This is a genomic window from Brumicola blandensis (assembly GCF_031846165.1).
GTDB lineage: Bacteria > Pseudomonadota > Gammaproteobacteria > Enterobacterales > Alteromonadaceae > Glaciecola > Glaciecola blandensis.
Genome location: NZ_JAVRIE010000001.1, coordinates 1,001,025 through 1,024,044, shown reverse-complemented (window position 1 = coordinate 1,024,044; position 23,020 = coordinate 1,001,025). Strand labels below are relative to the sequence as shown.

Sequence of the window (23,020 nt, the reverse complement as noted above, 5' to 3'; positions counted from 1 at the left end):
TGTATACCTTTAGTTGGCAACGATGTTGACGAGTTTACCGGCAATATAAATAACTTTTCTTACCGTTTTGCCTTCAATAAACGCTTGAACATTTTCTTGCGCTAGTGCAGCGGCTTGGGCGTCTTCGCTTGAGATATCCGCGGCTAGCGTCATCTTTGCGCGTACCTTGCCATTAACTTGCACGACAATCAGCTTCTCATCTTCAACTAAAGCTGCTTTATCTACTTCTGGCCATGCAGATGTTTGTAATTCACCTTCACCATCTAGCAAGTGCCATAATTGTTCGCAGATATGCGGTGTGATTGGGTTGAGCAGTTGGATCATGGCCATAATACCCTCTCTTTGCAATGCTAAGTCCTGATCGTCTTCAACGTTTGCTTTTTGCAGGTTATTTAATAGCTCCATTACTTTTGCAACGGCCGTATTAAACGTTTGTCGACGACCTATATCGTCCGTCACCTTTTCAATAGTTTGATGAATTTCACGTCTTAAAGCTTTCTGAGATTTACTCAAAGCATCAAGCTGCAGGCTTGGTGCAGCTCCCGCTTCTTTACATGCGCTGAAGTGCTCATGAGCTAATCGCCATAGACGTTTCAAGAAGCGATTGGAGCCTTCGACACCGGAATCTATCCACTCAAGTGTTTGCTCAGGTGGCGCTGCAAACATCGTAAATAGACGAATAGTGTCCGCCCCGTAAATATCAATCACTGACTGAGGATCGATACCGTTATTTTTCGACTTCGACATTTTTATCATGCCGCCATGTTGCACTTCAGTACCGTCAGCTAAGTAGGCTTTTACAATGCGTCCTTTATCATCTTTCTCAACTGTAACGTCTTTCGGTGCATGCCAAATTTCTTTCCCTTTTTCATCTTTATTGAAAAATGCATCTGCTAAGACCATGCCCTGACAAAGTAGCTTTTTGAAAGGTTCATCACTACTTACTAAGCCTTCGTCACGCAGTAGTTTATGGAAAAAGCGTGCATACAATAAATGTAATATCGCATGTTCAATACCACCAATGTATTGGTCTACTGGCAACCAGTAATTGGCTTCATTTGGATTTAACATTGCATCATTTGGGGCCGAAGCATAACGAGCGTAATACCAAGATGATTCCATGAAGGTATCGAAGGTGTCTGTTTCTCGTGTAACCGGCATGCCATTGTGAGTCGCTTTTGCCCATTCAGGATCTGCTTTGATAGGAGATGTAACACCGTCCATAACAACGTCTTCAGGCAGGACAACAGGCAGGTCTTCTGCATTAACCGCATAAGAATTACCAGCTTCGTCGTTTACCACTGGAATAGGTGCACCCCAATAGCGTTGTCTCGATACACCCCAATCACGTAAGCGATAGTTCGTACTCTTTTTACCCAAACCTAAACTGGCAAGTTTTTCAGCAATAGCATCGAAGCCAGCTTGGAATGAAAGTCCGCTATATTCACCAGAGTTTACTAAGTTGTTCTTCTCTGTATATGCGCTTTCCTTGATGTTGGCGGTTTCGGCGTCTTCTGCTTTGAACTCAACCACTTGTAAGATGGGTAGATCGTACTTTGTTGCAAATTCCCAGTCTCGCTGATCGTGCGCAGGTACCGACATTACCGCACCCGAGCCATAACTCATTAACACAAAGTTAGCGATCCAGATCGGTAGTTTTTCACCAGTGAGAGGGTGAATGACTTCAACCCCTGTTGGCATACCTTTCTTTTCCATCGTCGCCATATCAGCTTCAGTTGTTTTGGTATTCTTACATTCTTCAATGAAAGCGGCGATTTCAGGAGTAGATTTTGCAGCTTCTAGAGCGATAGGATGTTGTGCTGCAACCGCCAAATATGACACGCCATAAAGTGTGTCAGGACGAGTCGTATATACTTCAACTTGCGTTAAGCCAGCTGTTTCAGTGACTAGATCAAAAGTAACATCAACGCCCTCTGAACGACCAATCCAGTTACGTTGGGCGGTTACAACTTGTTGCGGCCAATCGCTGAGCTTATCAAGGTCGGCGAGCAACTGGTCGGCGTAGTCAGTGATTTTAATAAACCATTGAGGGATCTCTTTTTGCTCGACTTCTGCCCCAGAGCGCCAGCCACGTCCATCAATGACTTGTTCATTTGCCAAGACTGTCTGATCAATCGGGTCCCAGTTAACAGTGGCATTCTTCTTATACACTAAACCTTTGTCGAACAAGCGAGTGAAGAACCATTGTTCCCAGCGATAATAGTCTTGCTTACACGTTGCTAACTCACGGCTCCAATCGTAACCAAAACCCAACGAGTTAAGCTGTGTCTTCATGTACTCAATGTTTTGATAGGTCCATTTCGCTGGTGCTGTTTTGTTATCAATAGCGGCGTTTTCGGCTGGAAGACCAAACGCATCCCAGCCCATTGGTTGCAAAACATTCTTGCCTTGCATACGGTGGAAGCGACTGACCACATCGCCAATGGTGTAATTTCGCACATGGCCCATGTGCAGTCGACCACTTGGATAAGGGAACATCGACATACAATAGAACTTTTCTCTATTGTCATCTTGTTTCGCAGTAAATACTTGCGTTTCTTCCCAGTGGGATTGAGCTGCTTTTTCTACTTCTTGAGGGTTGTATTGCACTTCGTTTTGGTCTGTATTGGCCATGTAAATCTAAATCTCTGGGCTTATTGTTATTTTCTGCCTTATAGAATACCTTGTTGAGGGGTTGAACGACAATAGAATAAGCAAAGAAACTTTGTGCCGAGTTGAGGTCATAATGCTGGCACACTGCAAGGAAACCGCTGAGCATAGAACAACACACGAAAATTGAAATGAAGAAATAAATCTTCATTAGCAGATAAAACTGAAGAATTTTCTTAGCACTTCCTCTACCATTGCAGATGAAGCTATTTTCACAAAGAGTATCCGCAGTTGGTTTTTTGAGCAACTGACCTTGAGTCCTAAGTGAAAACCTGAATAACATGAGCGTAAAAGCTTAAGAATGCAGCCTTAATTAAAAGAATACACATGCCACTACCGATATCGACGCTAGCTAAAATGCGACAACAACTATCCATATCAGCTTCAGAGCTAAACTCTGCCTTGTCCACAGAAGAGCTCGATATCGCAATGCAAAGTCCGGAAGCAGATTCTGCCTTAATTGGCCAAAATCGAGCCAAAGAAGCCCTTAGCTTTGGTCTTGGCGTAAATTCTACAGGCTATAATCTTTATGTAATGGGTGAGCAAGCAACAGGGCGCTATACCTTGGTACATAGTTTTATCAGTCAACAAGCACAGCACCAAGAGACTCCAAATGATTGGTGTTACCTTAATAATTTTGAAGATGAGCGTCAGCCGATTGCTTTGCAATTACCTACAAACCAGAGCAAAGGCTTCGTAAAAGATATTGAAAGTTTGCTTGATGAATTACTCGATACGTTCCCTGCTGTGTTTGAGAATCCAAGTTATCAGCGCAAAAAAGCGGCGATCACCCGAGCGACAGAATTGCGATATGACAAAGCAATTGATGCGGTCGAGAAAATTGCTTTAAACAAAGGTGTTGCCTTACTAGAAGAGGGCGGCAGTATAAGCTTTTCACCAATCATCGACGGTAAGCCGATGAGCGATACAGACTTTGCTCAACGAGGCGATGAAGAACGCCAAACATACTATGACTTGATTGATGAACTGGAAGACTGTTTAAGTGAAGCTCTGATCGAAGTCCCGCTATGGCAACGACAAGGTGCCGAGCAACTAAGAAAGCTAAAGCAAGAAACCGCCGAACAGGGTATTCGGCCATTGCTGAAAGAATTAGAGCATAAGCATTCTGGCGATATTGCTATTCTAAAGCATTTACGCCAGCTCAAGCCCCATTTGATCGATACAGTTACGGAATTACTCGCACCCGTGTCCAAAGAAGAGAAACAAGAAGACTTTGATAAGCGTGCAATTTTAGTCGATACCTATGTGCCTAATGTACTAGTGCGTCACTCTTTAGATGCGGGGGCGCCGATTGTCTATGAAGCTAACCCTAGCCATCAAAATTTGTTCGGTAAAATCGAGTATACCAGCGTGCAGGGCAGTGTTTATACAAACTATAGAATGATTACGCCGGGGGCTTTGCACAAGGCGAATGGTGGTTATTTATTGTTAGATGCAGATAAATTGCTGGAACAACCCTACGTTTGGGAGTCTTTGAAGTTAGCCCTCAAGTTTAGTCAGTTGAAAATGGAATTACCACAGCAAGATGTGGGGATGGTGAATTCAATTACGCAAACCCCGCAAGTGATCCCTTTGCACGTGAAAGTTGTCCTCTTAGGTTCGCGTGAGCTTTATTACGCTTTACAGGATTATGATGACGAATTTAAAGAGTTATTTAGAGTCTTGGTCGACTTTGATCATGAGATCCCGCTAAATCAGCAAAACCTGAATGATTTTGTTGCGCGCACTAAAGCGCATACTCGAAAACTTGGTTTGGAATCTGTATCAGCCAGTGCAATTAATCGCTTAGTCGAGTACAGCTTGCGTTTAGCCGAGCATCAAACCAAGTTGAGCGCTCGCTTTGCCGACGTTATCGAGTTGATTAACGAAGCGAATTATTTCTGCACACAAGCAGGGGAACAAGTTCTCGACGCCATTCATATTGAATCAGCATTGGCAGCTAAGAAAAATCGCACAGGCAGAGTCAGTGAGTCACTTCTTGAAGATATCAAAGAGGGTCATGTACTGATTGCCACTGAAGGTGAAGCGGTAGGTAAAGTCAACGGTCTTACTGTATTAGAAGTCGGAGATACCGCCTTCGGTACACCTGCTCGGATAACCGCAACTGTTTATGCAGGAAGTAATGGTGTGGTTGATATCGAGCGCGAAGTAGAATTAGGGCAGTCCATTCATTCCAAAGGCGTCATGTTACTGACAGGTTACTTGGGACATAAGTATGCGCAGTTTTTCCCTCTAACCCTGTCGGCGAATATTGCGTTGGAACAATCGTATGGTTATATCGATGGCGATAGCGCCTCGCTGGGGGAGCTTGTAGCGTTAATTTCTGCGTTAACCGAAGTACCTGTTCAGCAGGGAATAGCGGTAACTGGCTCGATCAATCAGTATGGTGAAGTACAAGCCGTAGGTGGTGTGAATGAAAAAGTGGAAGGTTACTTTTCACTCTGTTTGCAGCGTGGCTTGAACGGCAAACAAGGTGTTATTATTCCCAAGTCTAACTCACTCAATCTGATGTTAGATAACGAAATTATTCAAGCCGTAGAGCAAGGCCTATTTCATATCTATGCCGCGAGCACGGTTGACGAAACTTTATCGATACTGATGGATAGAGAAGCTGGCGAACTAAATACGAAGTCGCGCTATCCTAAGAAAAGCATCCACTATCTTGCCGTCAATCGCCTGTACAACATTGCGAACATAGTCAATGGTGGCGGTGACGAGTAACTCTTGGTTTGGTAGGTGTGGTAGGTTTGTAAGTGCTTGTATTTACAAGCACTTATTGAAGGTGGCTTATTTATAACTACTTTGGCGGCATTCTAAGCGCGCCATCTAAGCGCACAGTTTCACCGTTTAAGTAAGCATTTTCGCTCATATGTAGCACTAGCTTGCCAAACTCTTCAGGTAAGCCTAAACGCTTAGGAAATTGCACGTTATGTACTAGCGCATCTTGCACTTTATCTGGCATTGCCAACAACATCGGCGTGCCCATAACACCAGGTGCAATGGTATTCACTCGTATGCCCAAAGGCGCTAAATCTCTCGCCATTGGAAGGCACAAACCGATAATGCCACCTTTACTCGCGGCATAAGCGGTTTGGCCAATTTGGCCCTCATAGCCTGCTACTGAAGCTGTATTCACGATAAGACCACGCTGCTGAGCTTCGCCTTTAGGTGTGTTTTTAGCCATTGCGCTTGCGACGACACGTGCAACATTAAAGGTACCCACTAAGTTAATATCGATCACAGTTTTGAAATTGGCTAATGGCATAGCTTCACCTTCGCGGTCGAGCGTGCGCTTTGCCGGTGCGACGCCCGCGCAATTTACGCATAAACGAATTTCGTCTTTGCCAGCGGCTACATCAGAGACTGCTTTTTCAACACTCTCGTCATTGGTAACGTCAACTTTGTAGAACTGGCAACGATCTGCACCAAATTCCTGAACTCGTTGTTGACCCACTTCTTCGTTTAAATCGAAGATTGCGAGTTTATAGCCAGCATTGGCTAGAACCACAGCGCTAGCATGACCTAAGCCTGAGCAAGCACCCGTCACAATAGCAATACCAAGGTCGGCGTTTGCAGTTTGTTCTGTCGTCATATCATCCTCTTTTTGATTTCTTTTTTTATTATTATGTTTGCATTAGACACTGTTGACGTTCAACAGTATCGAGAATACGTTGCCAAGCAATATTGCGAAGGAAAAGAGAGAGTTGGGATGTAAACGCTGCTATACAGCGTTACTTTTTTGGAATACTTATCTTTTTCTCATCGCTTTGACGATAAATAACAAGTACATGACCGATAGATTGAACATGCACTGCTTTGGTTTCACCCACGATGGCGTCCATAATCAGTTGCTTTTCCTCTTTGTCATCAGATGGCACTTTCACTTTGATTAGTTCATGAAAACTTAATGCGTTTTCAATTTCGGCTAATACGCCCTCTGTTAAGCCATTGTTGCCTAGCTGAACAACAGGTTTAAGTGGGTGCGCGAGGCCTTTCAGATATTGCTTTTGTTTATTTGTTAAGTTCATTTGTTATCTTTTGTAACGTTTAAAATGAGATATACAGCCTTAAATGTTTGGTGCATACCTTGAAAAATAGTATTCTACCTCTATCTCTGTAACATTCCTAATTTCATTCACTCATCGGCTAAAGAAATTTTGAATACTTGATTGGCGAGGAAAGATGGCAATCGCTAGACGAGAGATTGGATTTAATTGAGCTTGTGAACTAGCCTTAGTGATGGGTGGACAAGTGTAAAAAAACGTATTCAAGCCGCATGCGGACATAGCGAAATGACTGTGTGGCATAGGCTAGCAAAGTATAGTAGTCTTTTATTCATCTATTCTGGTAAAACCGCCGTATAGATGTTTACTGGGTTAATTCAGATTCATTTTATTTTTTAGAGGTATGCAGCGTTGAGCGACATGGCAAAGAATCTCATTTTATGGCTTGTTATAGCAGTTGTGCTTATGATGGTCTTCCAAAGTATTTCAGGTGGCGAGAACCCGGGTTCGAAGCTTCCGTACTCCACTTTTTTAGAGCAAGTGAAGCGGGGTGATATCAAAGAAGTCACGATCAATCAGTCAACTAACGAAATCAAAGGCGTGCGTCGCAATAACGACACGTTCACCACGCAGATACCTTATCTAGATATGAAGTTGATGGATGAACTTCTGACAGAAGGTAATGTTGTTGTTTCCGGTAAAAAGCCTGAAGAACAATCTTTACTGGCGTCCATCTTCATCAACTGGTTCCCAATGTTGCTACTCATTGGCGTGTGGATATTCTTCATGCGACAAATGCAAGGTGGCGGCGGCAAAGGTGCTATGTCCTTTGGTAAAAGCAAAGCTCGCTTATTAAGTGAAGATCAAATAAAAACAACCTTCGCAGATGTTGCTGGTTGTGATGAAGCGAAAGAAGATGTGACTGAACTCGTAGATTTCTTGCGCGATCCAACGAAATTCCAAAAGCTTGGCGGTAAAATCCCGAAAGGCGTCTTAATGGTGGGTCCTCCAGGTACTGGTAAAACACTACTTGCCAAAGCTATCGCAGGTGAAGCAAAAGTACCGTTCTTTAGTATATCTGGTTCAGACTTTGTGGAAATGTTCGTCGGTGTCGGTGCTTCACGTGTGAGAGACATGTTTGACCAAGCGAAGAAGTCGTCGCCATGCATTATTTTTATCGATGAGATTGATGCCGTAGGCCGTAAGCGTGGCGCGGGCCATGGTGGTGGCCATGATGAGCGTGAACAAACCTTGAACCAAATGTTGGTTGAAATGGATGGTTTTGAAGGCCATGAAGGTATCATCGTGATTGCAGCGACCAACCGTCCAGATGTACTTGACCCTGCGTTGTTGCGCCCTGGTCGTTTTGACCGTCAAGTCATGGTAGGACTTCCTGATATCCGTGGTCGTGAGCAAATTTTGAAAGTTCACATGCGCAAAGTACCGTTGGGTGATAACGTTGAAGCATCTCTTATCGCACGTGGTACGCCTGGTTTCTCTGGTGCTGACTTAGCTAACCTTGTCAATGAAGCTGCGTTATTTGCTGCTCGCACGAATAAGCGCGTCGTAAGCATGGATGAGTTTGATAAAGCGAAAGACAAAATCATGATGGGCTCTGAGCGCAAAACGATGGTTATGTCTGAAGAAGAAAAAACCAATACTGCGTATCACGAGGCAGGACATGCAATTGTCGGTCGCTTGGTACCTAAGCACGACCCTGTGTACAAAGTGTCGATCATCCCTCGTGGGCGTGCACTGGGTGTGACTATGTATTTACCTGAACAAGATAAATATAGTAGCTCGAGAGAAGAACTAGAGTCTCGAATTGCGACCCTGTTCGGTGGACGTATAGCGGAAGAAGTGACATTAGGCGCTGCCGGCGTGACCACAGGAGCCTCGAACGATATCGAGCGAGCAACTGATATCGCTAGAAAAATGGTAACTCAATGGGGTTTGTCAGAAAAGATGGGTCCTATCAACTATAAAGACGACGATAACGAAATGTTCATGGGTGCGCAGAGCAATCCTATGTCAGCAGAGACAGCAAGAGATATCGATGCTGAAATTCGTATGTTGATTGACCGTAATTACAAATTGGCTGAACAAATATTGAAAGACAACATGGATATCCTTGAGTCAATGAAGGATGCGTTGATGAAATATGAGACTATCGATGCTAAACAAATCGATGACTTAATGAATCGTGTTGAAGTTCGTCCGCCCGCTGATTGGGAGAAAGATGACAAAGTAGATTCAGACAAACCTTCTGGTGGCGCGTCATTAAACGCCGGAAGCGAGCCTAAAGATACGCCTGATTCTGACCCAAGTGATGTTACGCACTAGGTAATCAAACATCAGCATCTAAACGCTGTTCTAAATAATAAAAACGCCAGTTTGAGCCCATTCAAACTGGCGTTTTTTTTACTGTCGAATAACATAATCCAATTTTAAAATAGTAAAAAATCAGGCATGCTATGCAGCCTAAAGAATTAAATATCGAGCCTCATGAAATTTAGACATGTTGAAGTAGATTTTGAAAGCCCTAAGGTCATGGGTATTCTGAATGTCACCCCTGATTCGTTCTCCGATGGAGGCAAGTTTAATCAGGTCGATTCAGCCATCGAGCAAGCAAGGCGTATGCTGGCAGCCGGAGCAACCTTCATTGATGTAGGCGGCGAGTCAACCCGTCCTGGCGCTCAAGCGGTTAGTGTTGATGTAGAGCTAGAACGAGTGATCCCCGTCATTGAAGCGCTAACAAAAGAGCTCGATGTGATCGTGTCTATTGATACAAATAAGGCTCAGGTAATGCGTGAAGCTGTTGGTGCCGGTGCTAGTATGATCAACGACGTCAGAGCCCTACAAAATGAAGGTGCACTTGATGCAGCTGTTTGGGCTGCTCAGACGCACAATGTTCCTTCTTGTTTGATGCACATGAAAGGCGATCCAGAAACGATGCAAAAGGCGCCACAATATGGTCACGTTGTTGAAGAAGTTATCAGCTTTTTTGAGCAGCGAATAGAGGCCTGCACGCATGCAGGTCTTGCCTATGAGCACATCATCCTTGACCCAGGTTTCGGTTTTGGAAAAACGCTAGATCACAACTACCAGCTACTAAAATATCTGCAAAATTTTAATCAGTTTGATGTTCCCGTGCTAGCTGGATTATCTCGAAAGTCCATGATTGGTAAATTATTAGGTAGAGATGTTGAACAAAGGTTGGCAGGCAGTGTAGCGACTGCTACCATTGCCGCCCTTGCTGGTGCAAGCATCATTAGAGTGCACGATGTTGAAGAGACCATGGATGCGGTTAACATCGTGAATAAATTGCAAAACGTAGAATAATAAAAAGGAAGTCGTATGGCTAAGCGAAAGTATTTTGGTACAGATGGTATCAGAGGTAAAGTTGGGGAGAGCTCAATTACGCCAGAATTTGTTACCAAACTTGGTTACGCTGCAGGTAAAGTCTTAGCAGGTCAGGGCACTAATAAGGTGCTGATTGGAAAAGATACTCGTATTTCAGGTTACATGCTTGAATCGGCACTAGAAGCTGGTTTGTCAGCTGCCGGTATTAACATAGGCCTACTGGGTCCTATGCCTACTCCAGCGATTGCATATCTGACTAAAACATTTCGCTCTGAAGCGGGGATTGTTATTAGTGCATCGCATAATCCATATTACGACAACGGTATAAAGTTTTTTTCATCGACCGGTCACAAATTAGACGACAAAATCGAATTAGCAATCGAAGCTCAATTAGAAAAGCCAATTGAGTGCGTTGAATCAGATAAATTAGGCAAAGCAAGTCGTATCGACGATGCTGCCGGCCGTTACATTGAATATTGTAAAGGCACGTTCCCTTCAGATTTGTCGTTAAAAGGCCTTAAAATAGTGGTGGATTGTGCTCACGGCGCAACATACCACATCGCTCCTAATGTGTTGTCTGAATTAGGTGCTGAAGTCATTGAAATTGGGACGAAACCAAATGGTACAAATATAAACCATCAAGTCGGTGCAACTTCCATGAGAGCTGCTGTAGATGCGGTCAAAGAGCATAAAGCTGATTTAGGTTTTGCTCTGGATGGTGACGGTGACCGTATCATGATGGTAGATGAGAATGGCGCCGTGATAGATGGTGATGAAATTATCTTCATTATCGCAAGAGAAGCGATGAAAACCGGCCAATTAAACGGCGGTGTTGTTGGTACCAAGATGTCGAATTTAGGTATGGAAGTAGCGCTTGAGAAGTTAGGTATTCCTTTTGCGAGAGCAGATGTTGGCGATCGTTATGTGATGGAAATGCTGATGCAACGCGGTTGGAAGATTGGCGGTGAAAACTCTGGTCACGTATTAAATTTGAATTTGGCATCAACAGGCGATGGCATTGTCGCTGGCTTGCAAGTTATTGCTGCTATGCTGCGCTCTGATATGACTTTAAGTGCTCTGAATTCAGGCTTCACTCGTTTCCCACAACGTTTGATCAATGTGAAATACCAAAATCCTCAGACCAACCCACTTGAAAATGTGGAAGTTGAGGCCATAGTTAAAGAAGCTGAGAAAGAAATGGGTGATGCTGGTCGCGTACTGCTAAGAAAAAGCGGGACAGAGCCTTTAATTAGAGTCATGGTTGAAGCAATTGATAAGTCTTTGAGTGATCATTGGGCTGAAAAGATTGCTGAAGTGGTTAAAAAAGCGTCATAAGCTTAGGCTAAGCACTTATTTGTGTATCAAGCACTTGTATATTTGTGAGTGGTTGGTTAATATCACGCCCGCTTTGAAAGGGCTTCGGAGTTAAAGTGTCAAATAACAATCGCAAACCATTTGTTGCAGGTAATTGGAAAATGAACGGAAATAAGGCTTTAGTGTCTGATTTTCTATCTAATCTACCAGCAAACAACAGTGTTGATGTCGTCATCTGTCCGCCGAGTCTCTATCTATCAAACTTTGATAATGCGGCATTCGCGTTGGGTGCTCAAAATGTCAGTGAGTATGCATCAGGTGCGCACACCGGTGAAACTTCTCTGGCGATGCTCAGCGAACTTGGATGCACATATGTGATTGTTGGCCATTCTGAACGACGTGAAAACCACGGTGAATCGAATGACATCGTTGCTAGTAAAGTCAAAGCGGTAATCGAAGCCGGATTAACACCAATATTATGTATTGGTGAGCCACTAGAAGTAAGAGAATCAGGTGGCGTGTTCGATTACGTAAAGGCGCAGCTTGACGCGGTGGCAAACGAATGCGGTAAGCAATATATTAGCCAATCAGTTATCGCTTATGAGCCAATTTGGGCCATCGGCACAGGCAAGACAGCAAGTCCTGAACAAGCGCAAGAAGTACACGCTTTTATTAGGCAAGAATTAAGTAAGTTAGATGCGAATGCAGCACAAAGTGTTCGACTCTTATATGGCGGTAGTGTCAATGCGGGGAATGCGCATGAACTATTCGTACAAGAAGATATTGATGGCGGCCTTATTGGTGGCGCCAGTTTGAAAGTTCAAGATTTTACTACAATTTGCCAAGCGGCAAGTTAACGAGGGTTACATGGTTTATCAGATTTTAATGGCATCTTATCTTATTGTTGCACTGCTTTTGATTGGCTTCGTGCTAATTCAACAGGGTAAGGGTGCAGATATGGGCGCATCTTTTGGTGCTGGCGGCTCAAACACTGTTTTTGGTTCATCGGGTTCAGGTAACTTTATGACTAAAACAACGGCTATCTTAGCAACGTTATTTTTTGGTATCAGCTTAACTTTAGGAACGATTGCTTCTAAAGACAATACTGAAGTTGATGAGTTTGAATTGCTGCAAGCTCCAGTAAGTGAAGTTCCTGTTGTTAGCGACGTACCATCGGTAACTCAAGCATTGCCAGCATCTGGCGATGTACCAGCTGTCCCTGCCGTAACGGAAGGCGACAAAGCTGAAGATGAAAAAGTTGAAGACAAGCCTAACTAAGGCAAAACAAACAATGCGGAAGTGGTGGAATTGGTAGACACGCCAGCTTGAGGGGCTGGTGTCTTAACAGACGTGCGGGTTCAAGTCCCGCTTTCCGCACCAATTAAAAAACCCATATCTTGAAAAAGATATGGGTTTTTTTATGCCTAAATCTTAAGATTTAATCGGGCGTTTTCCATTGGCGCGTTGATATTTAGACTGATAATCACGCCTTTGCTATTAGTTCTGCTATAGGAACATAAACGACGACTAAGATAAGTTGTTAACGTATAAACAAATATAGTATGGATAATGGGCTTGCAGGTAGAGATGAAATAGGTGTTCATTTTGGGTCTTGTGGTGTACTTGTATTTGGTGACAGCCATTCGTTAATAAGGCGTGAAACTCACACATATTCCTATCGATCTCAGCGCCATCGATTTTATCTGGGTCACTTTGTAGGTGAATATTTGCGATAGCTGGGTTTAACACTAGCAGAAACTCCCCAAGTCAGCTCGCCGTTCCTATCTAAGTATCTTAAGACCTCAATAGTAGGGCATTATTATTCATATTTCCAAATGGATGTTTAGACGTCTAAACGTCTATATTTGAATGTTAAAATAGTTAAAGAAAAGTCGCAAGCCTTTTTGCTCTTTTGAGATCTTAGATTACAATGTGGCTTGGTTTGAAAATAAAAATAAACATTAAAACCAATACAATAAGAAATCATAAAAAGGAAACGACATGAAAAAATGGCTAATCGGCGCACTTACAATAGTAGCGTCTCAAGCAATAGCGGACGAAGGAATGTGGCAACCCCATCAATTACCCGATATAAAACAGCAATTAATCGATGCCGGTTTAAAACTAAACCCCGATGATATGTCTGATTTATCCAAATTTCCGATGAATGCGATTATTAGCCTAGGGGGATGTACTGCGAGTTTCCTTTCTCCACAGGGCTTAGTAGTCACAAATCATCACTGTGCATATCGTTCAATTCAACACAACAGTTCAGAGGCCAATAACTTACTTCAAAACGGTTTCGTCGCGAACAATAAATCAGATGAGTTACCCGCTGCACCAGGGAGTAGGGTTTACATTACTGAATCGTTGAGCGATGTAACTGAGAAAGTGACCGGCAATATTTCATCTGAACTTAGCGGTAATGCTTACTATGAAGCTGTCGAAAACAATCGAAAGCGTTTAATTGCAGAGTGCGAAGTCAGTCAAGATTATCGTTGCACAGTTTCTAGCTTTCATGGTGGTGCATCGTATGTGTTAATTAAACTATTAACTATTCGAGATGTACGTCTTGCCTACGCGCCACCTTCAAGTATCGGAAAATTTGGTGGTGACACCGATAATTGGCAATGGCCACGTCATACCGGTGACTGGGCGTTTTATCGTGCTTACGTGGGGAAAGATGGAAAACCTGCTGACTATAGTGAGGACAACGTTCCTTATCAAAACAAAGCGTTTTTAAAAGTAAATGCCAACGGTGTTGAAGAAAACGACTATGTCATGATCCTTGGCTATCCTGGCACAACAAACCGCTACCGAAGTTCTCTTGAAGTTGAGAGTACTTTTACTTGGACCTATCCGACAGCAAAGCAATATCGTGAAGAATTTATTGATGTGATCAAGGCGCATTCTAAAGCAGGAAGTGATGAAAGGATCAAGTATGAAAGCACCATTGCTGGGCTTGCAAACTACGCGAAAAATTATGGTTCGATGGTCGAAAGCTACAAAAAAGGTGACATGTTAGAACGTAAGCAGCAGTTAGAGTCAGATCTTACTAACTGGTTAGCCGCGTCACCGAACATGAATGCCAAATATGGGGCTAGTTTGCTTTTACTAAATCAGTTGATTGGTGAATCTGAAGCGACCAAAGAGCGCGACCTTCTTTTAGCTTACATGGGTAGAACAAGTTTATGGTCTAGCTCCAAGCGTTTGCTGCGTCTTGCTTATGAAAAAGCGAAACCTGATGCGCAACGAGATCGCGGTTATCAAGAACGAGACATGGCGAGGTTCAAGCAATCTGTGCAAGCAATGAATTCGCGTTTTGTTGCTGAGGTTGATAAAGCATTATTGAAGCACTTCATGGCAAAGTACGTTGAACTACCTGCTCAACAACGAGTGGCGACAATAGATGCGTTTTTTGATATTAAAGGCAAGAGTTTAGTCAATGCCTATAAAAAAATCGATAGCATGTATGCTGAAACGACTTTAGTTGATGCCGATAGCCGTCTTGCAATCATGGAGCAAGATTTTGATTCGTTAAGCAACAGTAATGACCCATTCATGCAGTTTGCTGCTAGTCAATTCGAATATGACATGTCGCAAGAAAAAGAGAGCAAAGCCCTAGCAGGGAAGCTTCAGCAAGTGAGACCAGAGTATATGAAGGCCTTAATTGCGTTTAAAAAATCGCGCGACGAAGCCGTGTATGCTGATGCGAATAGCACACTACGCATTACTTATGGGAATGTAACAGGTTATTCGCCTCAAGATGGTTTACAAGCAACGCCATTTACTACTGCAGAAGGTATGTTAGCTAAATATATTCCCGGTGATGATGAGTTTGATATGCCAGAAAGTCTCCGAGCAGCCATTGAACAGAAGCGCTACGGAAAGTACTTGAATAAAAAGTTGGGCTCAGTACCCATCAATTATTTAAGTACTGTAGATATTACCGGTGGTAATAGTGGTAGCCCGACTTTAAATGCTAAAGGCGAGTTTGTTGGTGTCGTCTTCGACGGTGTTTATGAGTCAATTATCGGTGATTGGGATTATGATCCGACATATAACCGAGCGATCCATGCTAGCAGTACTTATATGCTTTGGGTGATGGATGAAGTCGATGGCGCGAAGAGTTTGCTAGACGAACTCGTTATTGTCGAGTAAGACTAAATAGTCACTGCAAAAAACCGGCCGCGTGCCGGTTTTTTTTTATTGATAGGTGTTTTTTATTTGCAAATATAGGGAGGGACGTTTTGCCGCATACTGGCGCGGCGATGTCTATCTAATTGTCGTTTAGCCCTGCTTGCCGCATTGTATGCAGCCATTTCTAAGGTAGTGGAAATATTATTAGCCTGAGTTTTTCCTTCAGGTAAGTTGTCTATGTCAATGGCACAGTGAATGACCGCTTGCCCAAACTGATCGGTATCCTTGCAGAAGGTGACAGTGACTAAATCAATCGCTTGTGTATAGCGTCCGAGCTGCATGCGTAAGGTTTCGTTCAAGTACTCAGCTTGAGCTTCACTTATTTCTACATCTAATTGCACAATTTTGAAATGCATGACTACACTTATGAAAGAAAATCCTGTTGATGAAGCAAGATTATCAATTAAAAGTGAACGAATATATTCGTTTAAATGTATAAGAAAGGCTCGAAAAAACTGACGTTCATATTCTAAGGAACCCCCAAAACAATGTCTGACAACTTAAATTACAAGCACCTTCATTACTTTTGGGTAGTGGCTACAGAAGGCAGCATAGCAAAGGCTGCTGAGAAGTTGTTCATCACGCCACAAACAATTAGTGGCCAACTGAGCATGTTAGAAGAGCGCATTGGACAACCCTTGTTTGACCGAGTGGGTCGAAGACTTAGACTGACAGAAACAGGCCGATTAGTGCTTCGCTATTCAGATGAAATCTTTGAATTAGGGAAAGAGCTTAGTGATGTCTTGCGCGGTGCACCATTGGTCGGTACGTCAGAATTCATAATCAGTGCAGCGAGTGCCTTACCGAAAACGATTGTCTATAAGATTATAGAACCCGCTTTAAAATTATCGAAAGAAGTGAGTCTAGTTTGTCGAGAGGGCCCGGTAGAAACTATTTTAGCCGAGTTGGCGATACACGAAGTCGATATGGTGCTCACCGACACACCATTATCTAGTAACTTTAGTGTCAGGGCTTACAACCATTACCTTGGGCAATCAGGGCTCACGTTTTTTGCTTCAAACGCGGTGAAGTCGCAATTAAGCGGCTCATTTCCAGATTGTTTACATCAAGCACCGGTATTACTACCCACTAAGCAGTATGCGATTAGGCAACTTTTCGATAAGTGGTCAAACGACAATGGCATCTTTCCAACGATTAGAGGGCAATACGACGACAGCGCATTGATGAAGTCTTTCGGCCAAGCGGGTTTCGGTATGTTCTTTATGCCCACCATTATTGAAGAAGAAGTATGCGAAACCTTTAAGGTTGAGATCGTAGGGCGCCTTAGTGAGATCAAACAAAAATTCTATGCAATATCGGCTGAGCGAAAGGTGACCCACCCAGCAGTCGCTGCTGTTTGTAATAGCGCGAGAGATAAAATTTTTAAATAATTCTGAAAAATCGAAGAGATTCACCATAACTTAATAGTAATCAGGGTATTTCACGGCTATACTATGCGGCGCATTAAAAAGCATAAAATACATATAAACTAAAGGATAGAGTGTGACTCCTATTACTAAAACATTTCAGTATGGTCAGCATACTGTCACCCTAGAAACGGGTGTAATCGCAAGACAGGCAACCGCAGCAGTAATGGCAAGCATGGACGACACGTCCGTATTGGTCTCGGTTGTTGGTAGAAAAGAAGCTAAGTCAGATCAAGACTTCTTTCCATTAACAGTTAACTATCAAGAAAAAGCATACGCTGCAGGTAAGATCCCTGGTGGCTTTTTCAAACGTGAAGGTCGACCTTCAGAAAGCGAGACTTTGATTGCTCGTTTGATCGACCGTCCAATTCGTCCTTTATTCCCGAACGGGTTTAAAAACGAAGTGCAAATTATCATTACTGTTGTTTCTGCTAACCCAGAAATCCCAACAGATATCATTTCTTTAATCGGTACTTCAGCTGCATTAGCTATTTCTGGTATGCCGTTCAACGGCCCAGTTGGCGCTGCTCGTGTTGGTTATAAAGATGGTGGTTACATCCTAAATACGCGTACTTCAGAGCAAGAAGACAGCCAATTAGACCTTGTAGTTGCAGGCACAGAAAGCGCTGTACTCATGGTTGAATCTGAAGCTGATATTTTATCTGAAGACGTCATGCTTGGTGCCGTAATGTACGGTCATGAACAGTCTCAAACTGTTATCAACGCAATCACAGAGTTTGCTGCTGATGTTGGAACAGAATCTTGGAACTGGGAAGCTGAAGCAGAAAATACTGAATTGAAAGCAAAAGTAAAAGAGCTTGCTGAAGCTGGTATGACTGAAGCTTATCAAATCTCAGATAAGATGGTTCGTAAAGATGCGGTAACTGCTGTGACTGAAAAAGCATTGGCTGCAATCTTAGAAGCAAACCCAGAACAAGACCCGAAAGAAGCAAGTGAATTGCTGCATGATCTTGAAAGTGACGTAGTACGTTCACGCATTTTATCGGGTGAAAAACGTATTGACGGTCGTGATCCTGAAACAATCCGTGCATTGAACGTAGCAACTGGTTTGCTACCAAGAACTCACGGTTCTTCATTGTTCACTCGTGGTGAAACACAAGCAATCGTTGCTGCTACTTTAGGTACAGAACGTGACGCACAGATGATTGATGAGTTAGGTGGCCGTTCAGATAGCCGCTTCATGCTACATTACAACTTCCCTCCATACTGTGTAGGTGAGACGGGTTTTGTTGGTTCTCCAAAGCGTCGTGAAATTGGTCACGGTCGTTTAGCGAAGCGTGGTATTCAAGCTGTAATGCCTTCTGCTGAAGAATTCCCGTATGTTGTTCGTGTGGTTTCTGAAATTACTGAATCGAATGGTTCATCTTCTATGGCATCTGTTTGTGGTACGTCATTAGCACTAATGGACGCTGGTGTTCCTATTAAAGCTTCTGTTGCTGGTATTGCGATGGGTCTAGTGAAGTCTGACGAAAACTTCGTTGTTTTGTCTGACATATTAGGTGATGAAGATCACTTAGGCGATATGGACTTTAAAGTTGCAGGTACTACAAACGGTATTACTGCACTTCAGATGGATATTAAAATCGAAGGTATCACTCAAGAAATCATGCAACTTGCGCTTAAACAAGCAAAAGAAGCACGTTTACACATTCTTGGCGTAATGGATTCTGCGATTTCTGGTCACCGTGAAGAAATGTCTGAATATGCACCACGCATTTATCAGATGAAGGTTGACCAAGATAAAATTCGTGATGTTATCGGTAAAGGTGGTGCAACAATCCGCTCTATTACTGAAGCTTCAGATACAAACATCGAAATTGAAGACGACGGTACTATCAAAATCTTTGCAACTGAAAAAGCGAAAGCTGACATTGCAATTGATAGAATCAAAGCAGTCACTGCTGAGATTGAAGTTGGTGCAACGTATCACGGTAAAGTGATGCGTATTGTTGACTTCGGTGCTTTTGTTGAAGTATTACCTGGTAAAGAAGGTCTAGTACACATCAGTCAGATCGCTCATGACCGTGTGAATAAAGTGACTGACTACCTAGAAGAAGGCCAAATGGTCGACGTTAAGGTAATGGAAATTGACCGTCAAAACCGTGTTCGTTTGAGTATCAAAGAGCTACTAGAAAAGCCAGCTCCTGAAGCACCAAGCGAAGGCGAATAAGACCACATTTAATGACGATTCTGTTGGTATAACAAGAGTCATCATGTAAAAGTGAATAAAAAGGAGCTTCGGCTCCTTTTTCTGTTTATAACAACTGACCTATTTTGGATAAAATAATGAACGATCAAGAGAGAATAGAAGTCGAAGCTGCAGCTTTTCGTCGTCTGGTAGATCATTTAGATAATAACAAGCAGGTTCAAAACATTGAATTAATGCTATTAGCAGATTTTTGCCGAAACTGTCTTTCTAAGTGGTATCTAGCCGCAGCGACAGACCGTGGCATTGACTTGAGTGATGAGGAAGCGCGCGAAGCGGTTTATAAAATGCCTTACAGTGAGTGGAAAGAGAATCACCAGCTTCCAGCTACTGACGAACAAATGGCTGCATTTAATGCAAAAAGAGCGGCAAAGTCAGCTAAATAAGGCCTGAAGTGCTTTATATCTGTTGAGGAACTTGTTAGCTTAAGCTAATTGAATCATTGAGACCTATCTAGCACACGCTAAAGTGTGAAATAAAAGGAATTGAGCAATAGTGAAATTTAAAATTGTCGGTATTAGTTTAGTGTTATCTACTATCTTGTTCGCAGGGGGCTGTGCAAGCTCACGCGACAGCGCTAACGGGCCGATGGGTAACCTCTTGCTAGCTGAACCTGAACCAATTAATGCGCGTTCTCAAATGGCAATCGCTCGCTACAATCATATATTGACTCAAGCACCTTTGAAGGATGAAGAGCGAGCTGAGCTTTTGTTCCAACGTGGTATGCTCTACGACAGCGTTGGCTTGGCAGGTTTAGCTCGTTTCGACTATTCCCAAGCCTTGCAATTGAAGCCTGATATGGCGGAAGCACACAATTCGATAGGTATTCACCATATCCAGCAGATGGACTTCATACAAGCATATGAATCGTTCGATTCAACCCTAGATATCAATCCAGATTATGAATTTGCCATTCTGAACCGCGGTATTGCTTTGTATTATGGTGGCCGTGCTGAATTGGCGGTAGATGACCTTAACCGTTTTCAAGCAAGAGATAAAGCTGACCCATATCGAGTGTTGTGGACGTTTATTGTCGAGCAAGAAGTAGATCGTGCGTCGGCACTAAGCAACCTAGCAAAGAACCGGCAGGGCTTAAGCAATGATAATTGGGCCACCAGTATCGTTGATTTTTATCTAGGTAAAATAGACGAATCCGCTGTTGTCGCTGACCTGGTTGACGACGTGACAAGCCAAAAACAGCTTAACGATCGACTGTGCGAGGCTTATTTTTATCTAGGCAAGTACCACAGTGATCTTGGTAACCGAATCAAAGCCTCAAATTACTTTAAATTAGCTCTTAGTACGAATGTTTATGAGTATGTTGAACATCGGTACTCGCGCATTGAGCTAAGTCGCTTAAGAGAGAAACGTAAGAGCGCTGAGATTACACAGTAAATGAGTCTAGCGCTAATGACCTGTCTTGAACCTTAAGGTGGAACAAGCTTGATACTACTTTTTGCATATCTTCGACTCTTGCTTCTAGCTAGTGCGCTAAGCATTTTGGTTTTCGCCGATGTTTGTCAATCACCACAACGTTTGGTTGCGCAAGCGACTAAGCTAGATGATAAAGAGCAAGCTTTGCGATTACTCTTCCCAGCCGTTGAAAACGGAAATGGCGACGCGCAAACCTTATTCACCCAACTTGCTATTCAACTCGATAAACAACATTGGTTGCAACTTGCCGGTGATATGGGCAGTAGCGGTGCTCTTTATTACAATGCGATGCAGAGTAAAGACGCCAAATCGATTCGTCGTTGGTTGAAAAAATCCTCAGAATTAGGGCATCCACAGAGTCAATTCGAATACGCCTTATTGCAGCGAAAGTTTGACGAAAAAATGAAGTGGATGACAAAGTCGGCCGAGCAAGGTTATGAACCCGCCATTATTTCAATGGCCAAATATACCTTTGAAGCTAAGCATGATGATGAGGCTATGCGTTGGTTATCAAAAGCCGCTGCCTTTGATGCGAGTAGTGCTCATAAAGTCGCGAACTTGTATTGGAAGAAAGGAGAGAAGGAGCAGGCTAAGGCATTTTTTAAAACAGCTGCTGAGCAAGATTATGCTGCGTCAGTCACCATGCTCAAGATCTTAGATAAATACTCACCTCAATCTCTTTCTGTACTAAGGGATGTTCCCCCTGAAAATGCTGAGTGTGCTCAATCAGTTCAATTTGTTGCGAACTCATTGGTTTCTTTTGCACAGGCGTTATCTTTCCGAGCTGAATATGAAAAAGACGCGAGACTCGCTTCCTTACCAATTTGCCTAGCCGAACCGATCTGGTTGAAGCCGAACGCCCTAGATTGCCAAGCCAACTTCGATGGTCAGCCACGCCTTTCATGCGACCTATATCCCTTGAGTAAAATGAAAACACCCTTGGGCTTTACTCACATGGTAGTGTTTGCTGAACAAGGTAAAGCGAATGTTAACAATGGCGTGATGTATTTAGATCAATCAGATACCTATGCGGTATTCGTACATGAATTGGCTCACTTTGCGGGTTTTGTCGATGAATATGCACTACCTCCTGAATTAGCAAACTATCATTGTAATAAGAACCAGGCGCCAAATTTACTCTTGGCGAAACAAATGCCAGTTGAGCCGGCAAATAATGAAAATCAGCTAGCTGATCCTAAGCCTCAAGATGAAGCAGGAGATTCGGAACCGTCCTTAGTTGAAGAGAAACAAGCGACAGTTTTAGTATATGAACCAGAGCAACGCTATACAACGTGGACAACAGCATTAGACGCACACAACAAGCTACAAATGCTTGAGAGTAATAATCCCATTCTTCATCGAATTAGTCCTTCGAATACATGTAAAAATACCGACGTAAAGTCTTATAAACCAAGTCATCAAATGACCTTTTTAGAATATCACGACCTACGCAATATCCCCCGTGTTTACAGAACTTTATGGCGACAGGTTTTGGTTAATACAGCTAATTACTCGGCTATTAATGACAACCTAGCCATTGCCGCATTTGAAAATGGCGACAATGACGCTGGCGTTTTTTGGACAGATTTATAGAGCCTCGCTAAGTTACTATCTTACTGTGCGTCGTTGGCCTGAAAACTCATCGACATAAAGAGAGGTAGCGCCGCATATGGCGACAGGCATTACTAAGAAGTTCAGTATAGGGACTAAAGAGAATATATTAACCATGATCCCAAAGCTGAAGCATTGACCTTTGCGTTGCAGCAACTGGTTTCGCATTGGCTGGAAACCCACCTTGTGGTTATCGAAAGGGTAGTCACAATACTGAATAGCCATCATCCACGCAGTAAACATAAACCAAAGTATTTGACCAAATACTGGGATCAGGAAGAATAAAATCAAAAAACCAATCGCCCGAGGAATAAAATACAACATTTTTGACATTTCTCGCCCGAGGGTTCTGGGTACATCCTTCAAAGCGCTTAGCAAGCCCTCATCGCCCATACTCTGACCTGTTAAGTGACGCTCAACTTTCTCACTCAATAGCCCATTAAATGGTGCCGCAATCCAGTTTGCAAGGCTGCCGAAAATCAGTGCAAAGACGAGTAACACACTGATCAGTGCCAGCGGCCATAAAATATAAGTGAGCATGGTTTTTAACCAGCCTAAAAACTCGGGGATTAAATTGACAATGTATTCAACACCACTTTGGATTTGCGGAATTAAGAAATAAAACGCAGTAGAAAAAAGCAATAAATTTATAAACAAAGGCACAAAAACGAAACGCTTCAAGCCCTTGGTTCCAATTAGGCTGAAGCCATCAAAAAAATAACTTGCCCCACTTTTATTACTCATATTTT

The 23,020-nt window shown here is 43.0% G+C and carries 17 protein-coding genes and 1 tRNA gene; 13 read left to right on the top strand and 5 right to left on the bottom strand.

Going from position 1 to position 23,020, the window contains the following annotated elements:
* Nucleotides 1-9: 9 nt before the first annotated feature.
* Nucleotides 10-2,634 (bottom strand): leucine--tRNA ligase, encoded by a 2,625-nt coding sequence (gene leuS, locus RM544_RS04425; RefSeq protein WP_311360549.1) that lies wholly within the window; start codon nucleotides 2,632-2,634, stop codon nucleotides 10-12.
* A gap of 393 nt (nucleotides 2,635-3,027) precedes the next feature.
* Between leuS and RM544_RS04420 the strand changes: the two genes are divergently transcribed.
* Nucleotides 3,028-5,412 (top strand): Lon protease family protein, encoded by a 2,385-nt coding sequence (locus tag RM544_RS04420; RefSeq protein WP_409220099.1) that lies wholly within the window; start codon nucleotides 3,028-3,030, stop codon nucleotides 5,410-5,412.
* A gap of 76 nt (nucleotides 5,413-5,488) precedes the next feature.
* On the opposite strand, the gene RM544_RS04415 is transcribed toward RM544_RS04420, so the two are convergent.
* On the bottom strand, nucleotides 5,489-6,283 hold the full coding sequence (locus RM544_RS04415) for an SDR family NAD(P)-dependent oxidoreductase (RefSeq protein WP_311360547.1): 795 nt from the start codon (nucleotides 6,281-6,283) through the stop codon (nucleotides 5,489-5,491).
* A gap of 139 nt (nucleotides 6,284-6,422) precedes the next feature.
* Nucleotides 6,423-6,719 carry a ribosome assembly RNA-binding protein YhbY gene (gene yhbY, locus RM544_RS04410; protein WP_311360546.1) on the bottom strand — a complete coding sequence of 99 codons (297 nt, stop codon included), beginning with the start codon at nucleotides 6,717-6,719 and terminating at the stop codon, nucleotides 6,423-6,425.
* Nucleotides 6,720-7,106: 387 nt separating this feature from the next.
* Here yhbY and ftsH point away from each other — a divergent pair, with 387 nt between their 5' ends.
* The 7 genes from ftsH to RM544_RS04375 all read left to right on the top strand — a co-directional run bounded on the left by ftsH (nucleotide 7,107) and on the right by RM544_RS04375 (nucleotide 15,533).
* Entirely contained in the window at nucleotides 7,107-9,038 is a 1,932-nt protein-coding gene (ftsH, locus tag RM544_RS04405; RefSeq protein ID WP_311360545.1) for an ATP-dependent zinc metalloprotease FtsH, read from the top strand.
* A 162-nt stretch (nucleotides 9,039-9,200) separates the two neighbouring features.
* On the top strand, nucleotides 9,201-10,037 hold the full coding sequence (gene folP / locus RM544_RS04400; RefSeq protein WP_311360544.1) for a dihydropteroate synthase: 837 nt from the start codon (nucleotides 9,201-9,203) through the stop codon (nucleotides 10,035-10,037).
* 15 nt (nucleotides 10,038-10,052) lie between these two features.
* On the top strand, nucleotides 10,053-11,393 hold the full coding sequence (glmM, locus tag RM544_RS04395; RefSeq protein ID WP_311360543.1) for a phosphoglucosamine mutase: 1,341 nt from the start codon (nucleotides 10,053-10,055) through the stop codon (nucleotides 11,391-11,393).
* Nucleotides 11,394-11,488: 95 nt separating this feature from the next.
* Nucleotides 11,489-12,229 (top strand): triose-phosphate isomerase, encoded by a 741-nt coding sequence (gene tpiA / locus RM544_RS04390; protein ID WP_311360542.1) that lies wholly within the window; start codon nucleotides 11,489-11,491, stop codon nucleotides 12,227-12,229.
* A gap of 10 nt (nucleotides 12,230-12,239) precedes the next feature.
* The gene (secG, locus tag RM544_RS04385; protein ID WP_311360541.1) at nucleotides 12,240-12,650 is read left to right on the top strand and encodes a preprotein translocase subunit SecG; all 411 of its coding nucleotides are present in this window, start codon (nucleotides 12,240-12,242) and stop codon (nucleotides 12,648-12,650) included.
* Between the two features lie 15 nt (nucleotides 12,651-12,665).
* Nucleotides 12,666-12,752: transfer RNA gene (locus RM544_RS04380), tRNA-Leu, on the top strand.
* Between the two features lie 621 nt (nucleotides 12,753-13,373).
* Nucleotides 13,374-15,533: a S46 family peptidase gene (locus RM544_RS04375; RefSeq protein WP_311360540.1), complete on the top strand. Its 2,160-nt coding sequence runs from the start codon at nucleotides 13,374-13,376 to the stop codon at nucleotides 15,531-15,533.
* 62 nt (nucleotides 15,534-15,595) lie between these two features.
* Here RM544_RS04375 and RM544_RS04370 read toward each other — a convergent pair whose 3' ends face one another.
* The gene (locus RM544_RS04370) at nucleotides 15,596-15,928 is read right to left on the bottom strand and encodes an HPF/RaiA family ribosome-associated protein (RefSeq protein ID WP_311360539.1); all 333 of its coding nucleotides are present in this window, start codon (nucleotides 15,926-15,928) and stop codon (nucleotides 15,596-15,598) included.
* A gap of 132 nt (nucleotides 15,929-16,060) precedes the next feature.
* Between RM544_RS04370 and nhaR the strand changes: the two genes are divergently transcribed.
* The 5 genes from nhaR (at nucleotide 16,061) to RM544_RS04345 (ending at nucleotide 22,253) form a co-directional block, all read left to right on the top strand.
* Nucleotides 16,061-16,963, top strand: coding sequence for a transcriptional activator NhaR (gene nhaR / locus RM544_RS04365; protein ID WP_311360538.1), 903 nt, complete (start codon nucleotides 16,061-16,063; stop codon nucleotides 16,961-16,963).
* Between the two features lie 112 nt (nucleotides 16,964-17,075).
* Nucleotides 17,076-19,190, top strand: a complete 2,115-nt coding sequence (gene pnp / locus RM544_RS04360) for a polyribonucleotide nucleotidyltransferase (protein ID WP_311360537.1) — start codon at nucleotides 17,076-17,078, stop codon at nucleotides 19,188-19,190.
* A 116-nt stretch (nucleotides 19,191-19,306) separates the two neighbouring features.
* Nucleotides 19,307-19,612 (top strand): DUF1244 domain-containing protein, encoded by a 306-nt coding sequence (locus tag RM544_RS04355; RefSeq protein ID WP_311360536.1) that lies wholly within the window; start codon nucleotides 19,307-19,309, stop codon nucleotides 19,610-19,612.
* Nucleotides 19,613-19,721: 109 nt separating this feature from the next.
* A complete protein-coding gene (gene nlpI / locus RM544_RS04350) occupies nucleotides 19,722-20,621 on the top strand; it encodes a lipoprotein NlpI (protein ID WP_409220097.1) in 900 nt (299 codons plus the stop codon).
* A gap of 48 nt (nucleotides 20,622-20,669) precedes the next feature.
* A complete protein-coding gene (locus RM544_RS04345; protein ID WP_311360535.1) occupies nucleotides 20,670-22,253 on the top strand; it encodes a tetratricopeptide repeat protein in 1,584 nt (527 codons plus the stop codon).
* A 15-nt stretch (nucleotides 22,254-22,268) separates the two neighbouring features.
* Here the strand turns inward: RM544_RS04345 and cysZ are convergent, their stop codons facing one another.
* Entirely contained in the window at nucleotides 22,269-23,015 is a 747-nt protein-coding gene (gene cysZ, locus RM544_RS04340) for a sulfate transporter CysZ (RefSeq protein ID WP_311360534.1), read from the bottom strand.
* Nucleotides 23,016-23,020 lie beyond the last annotated feature (5 nt).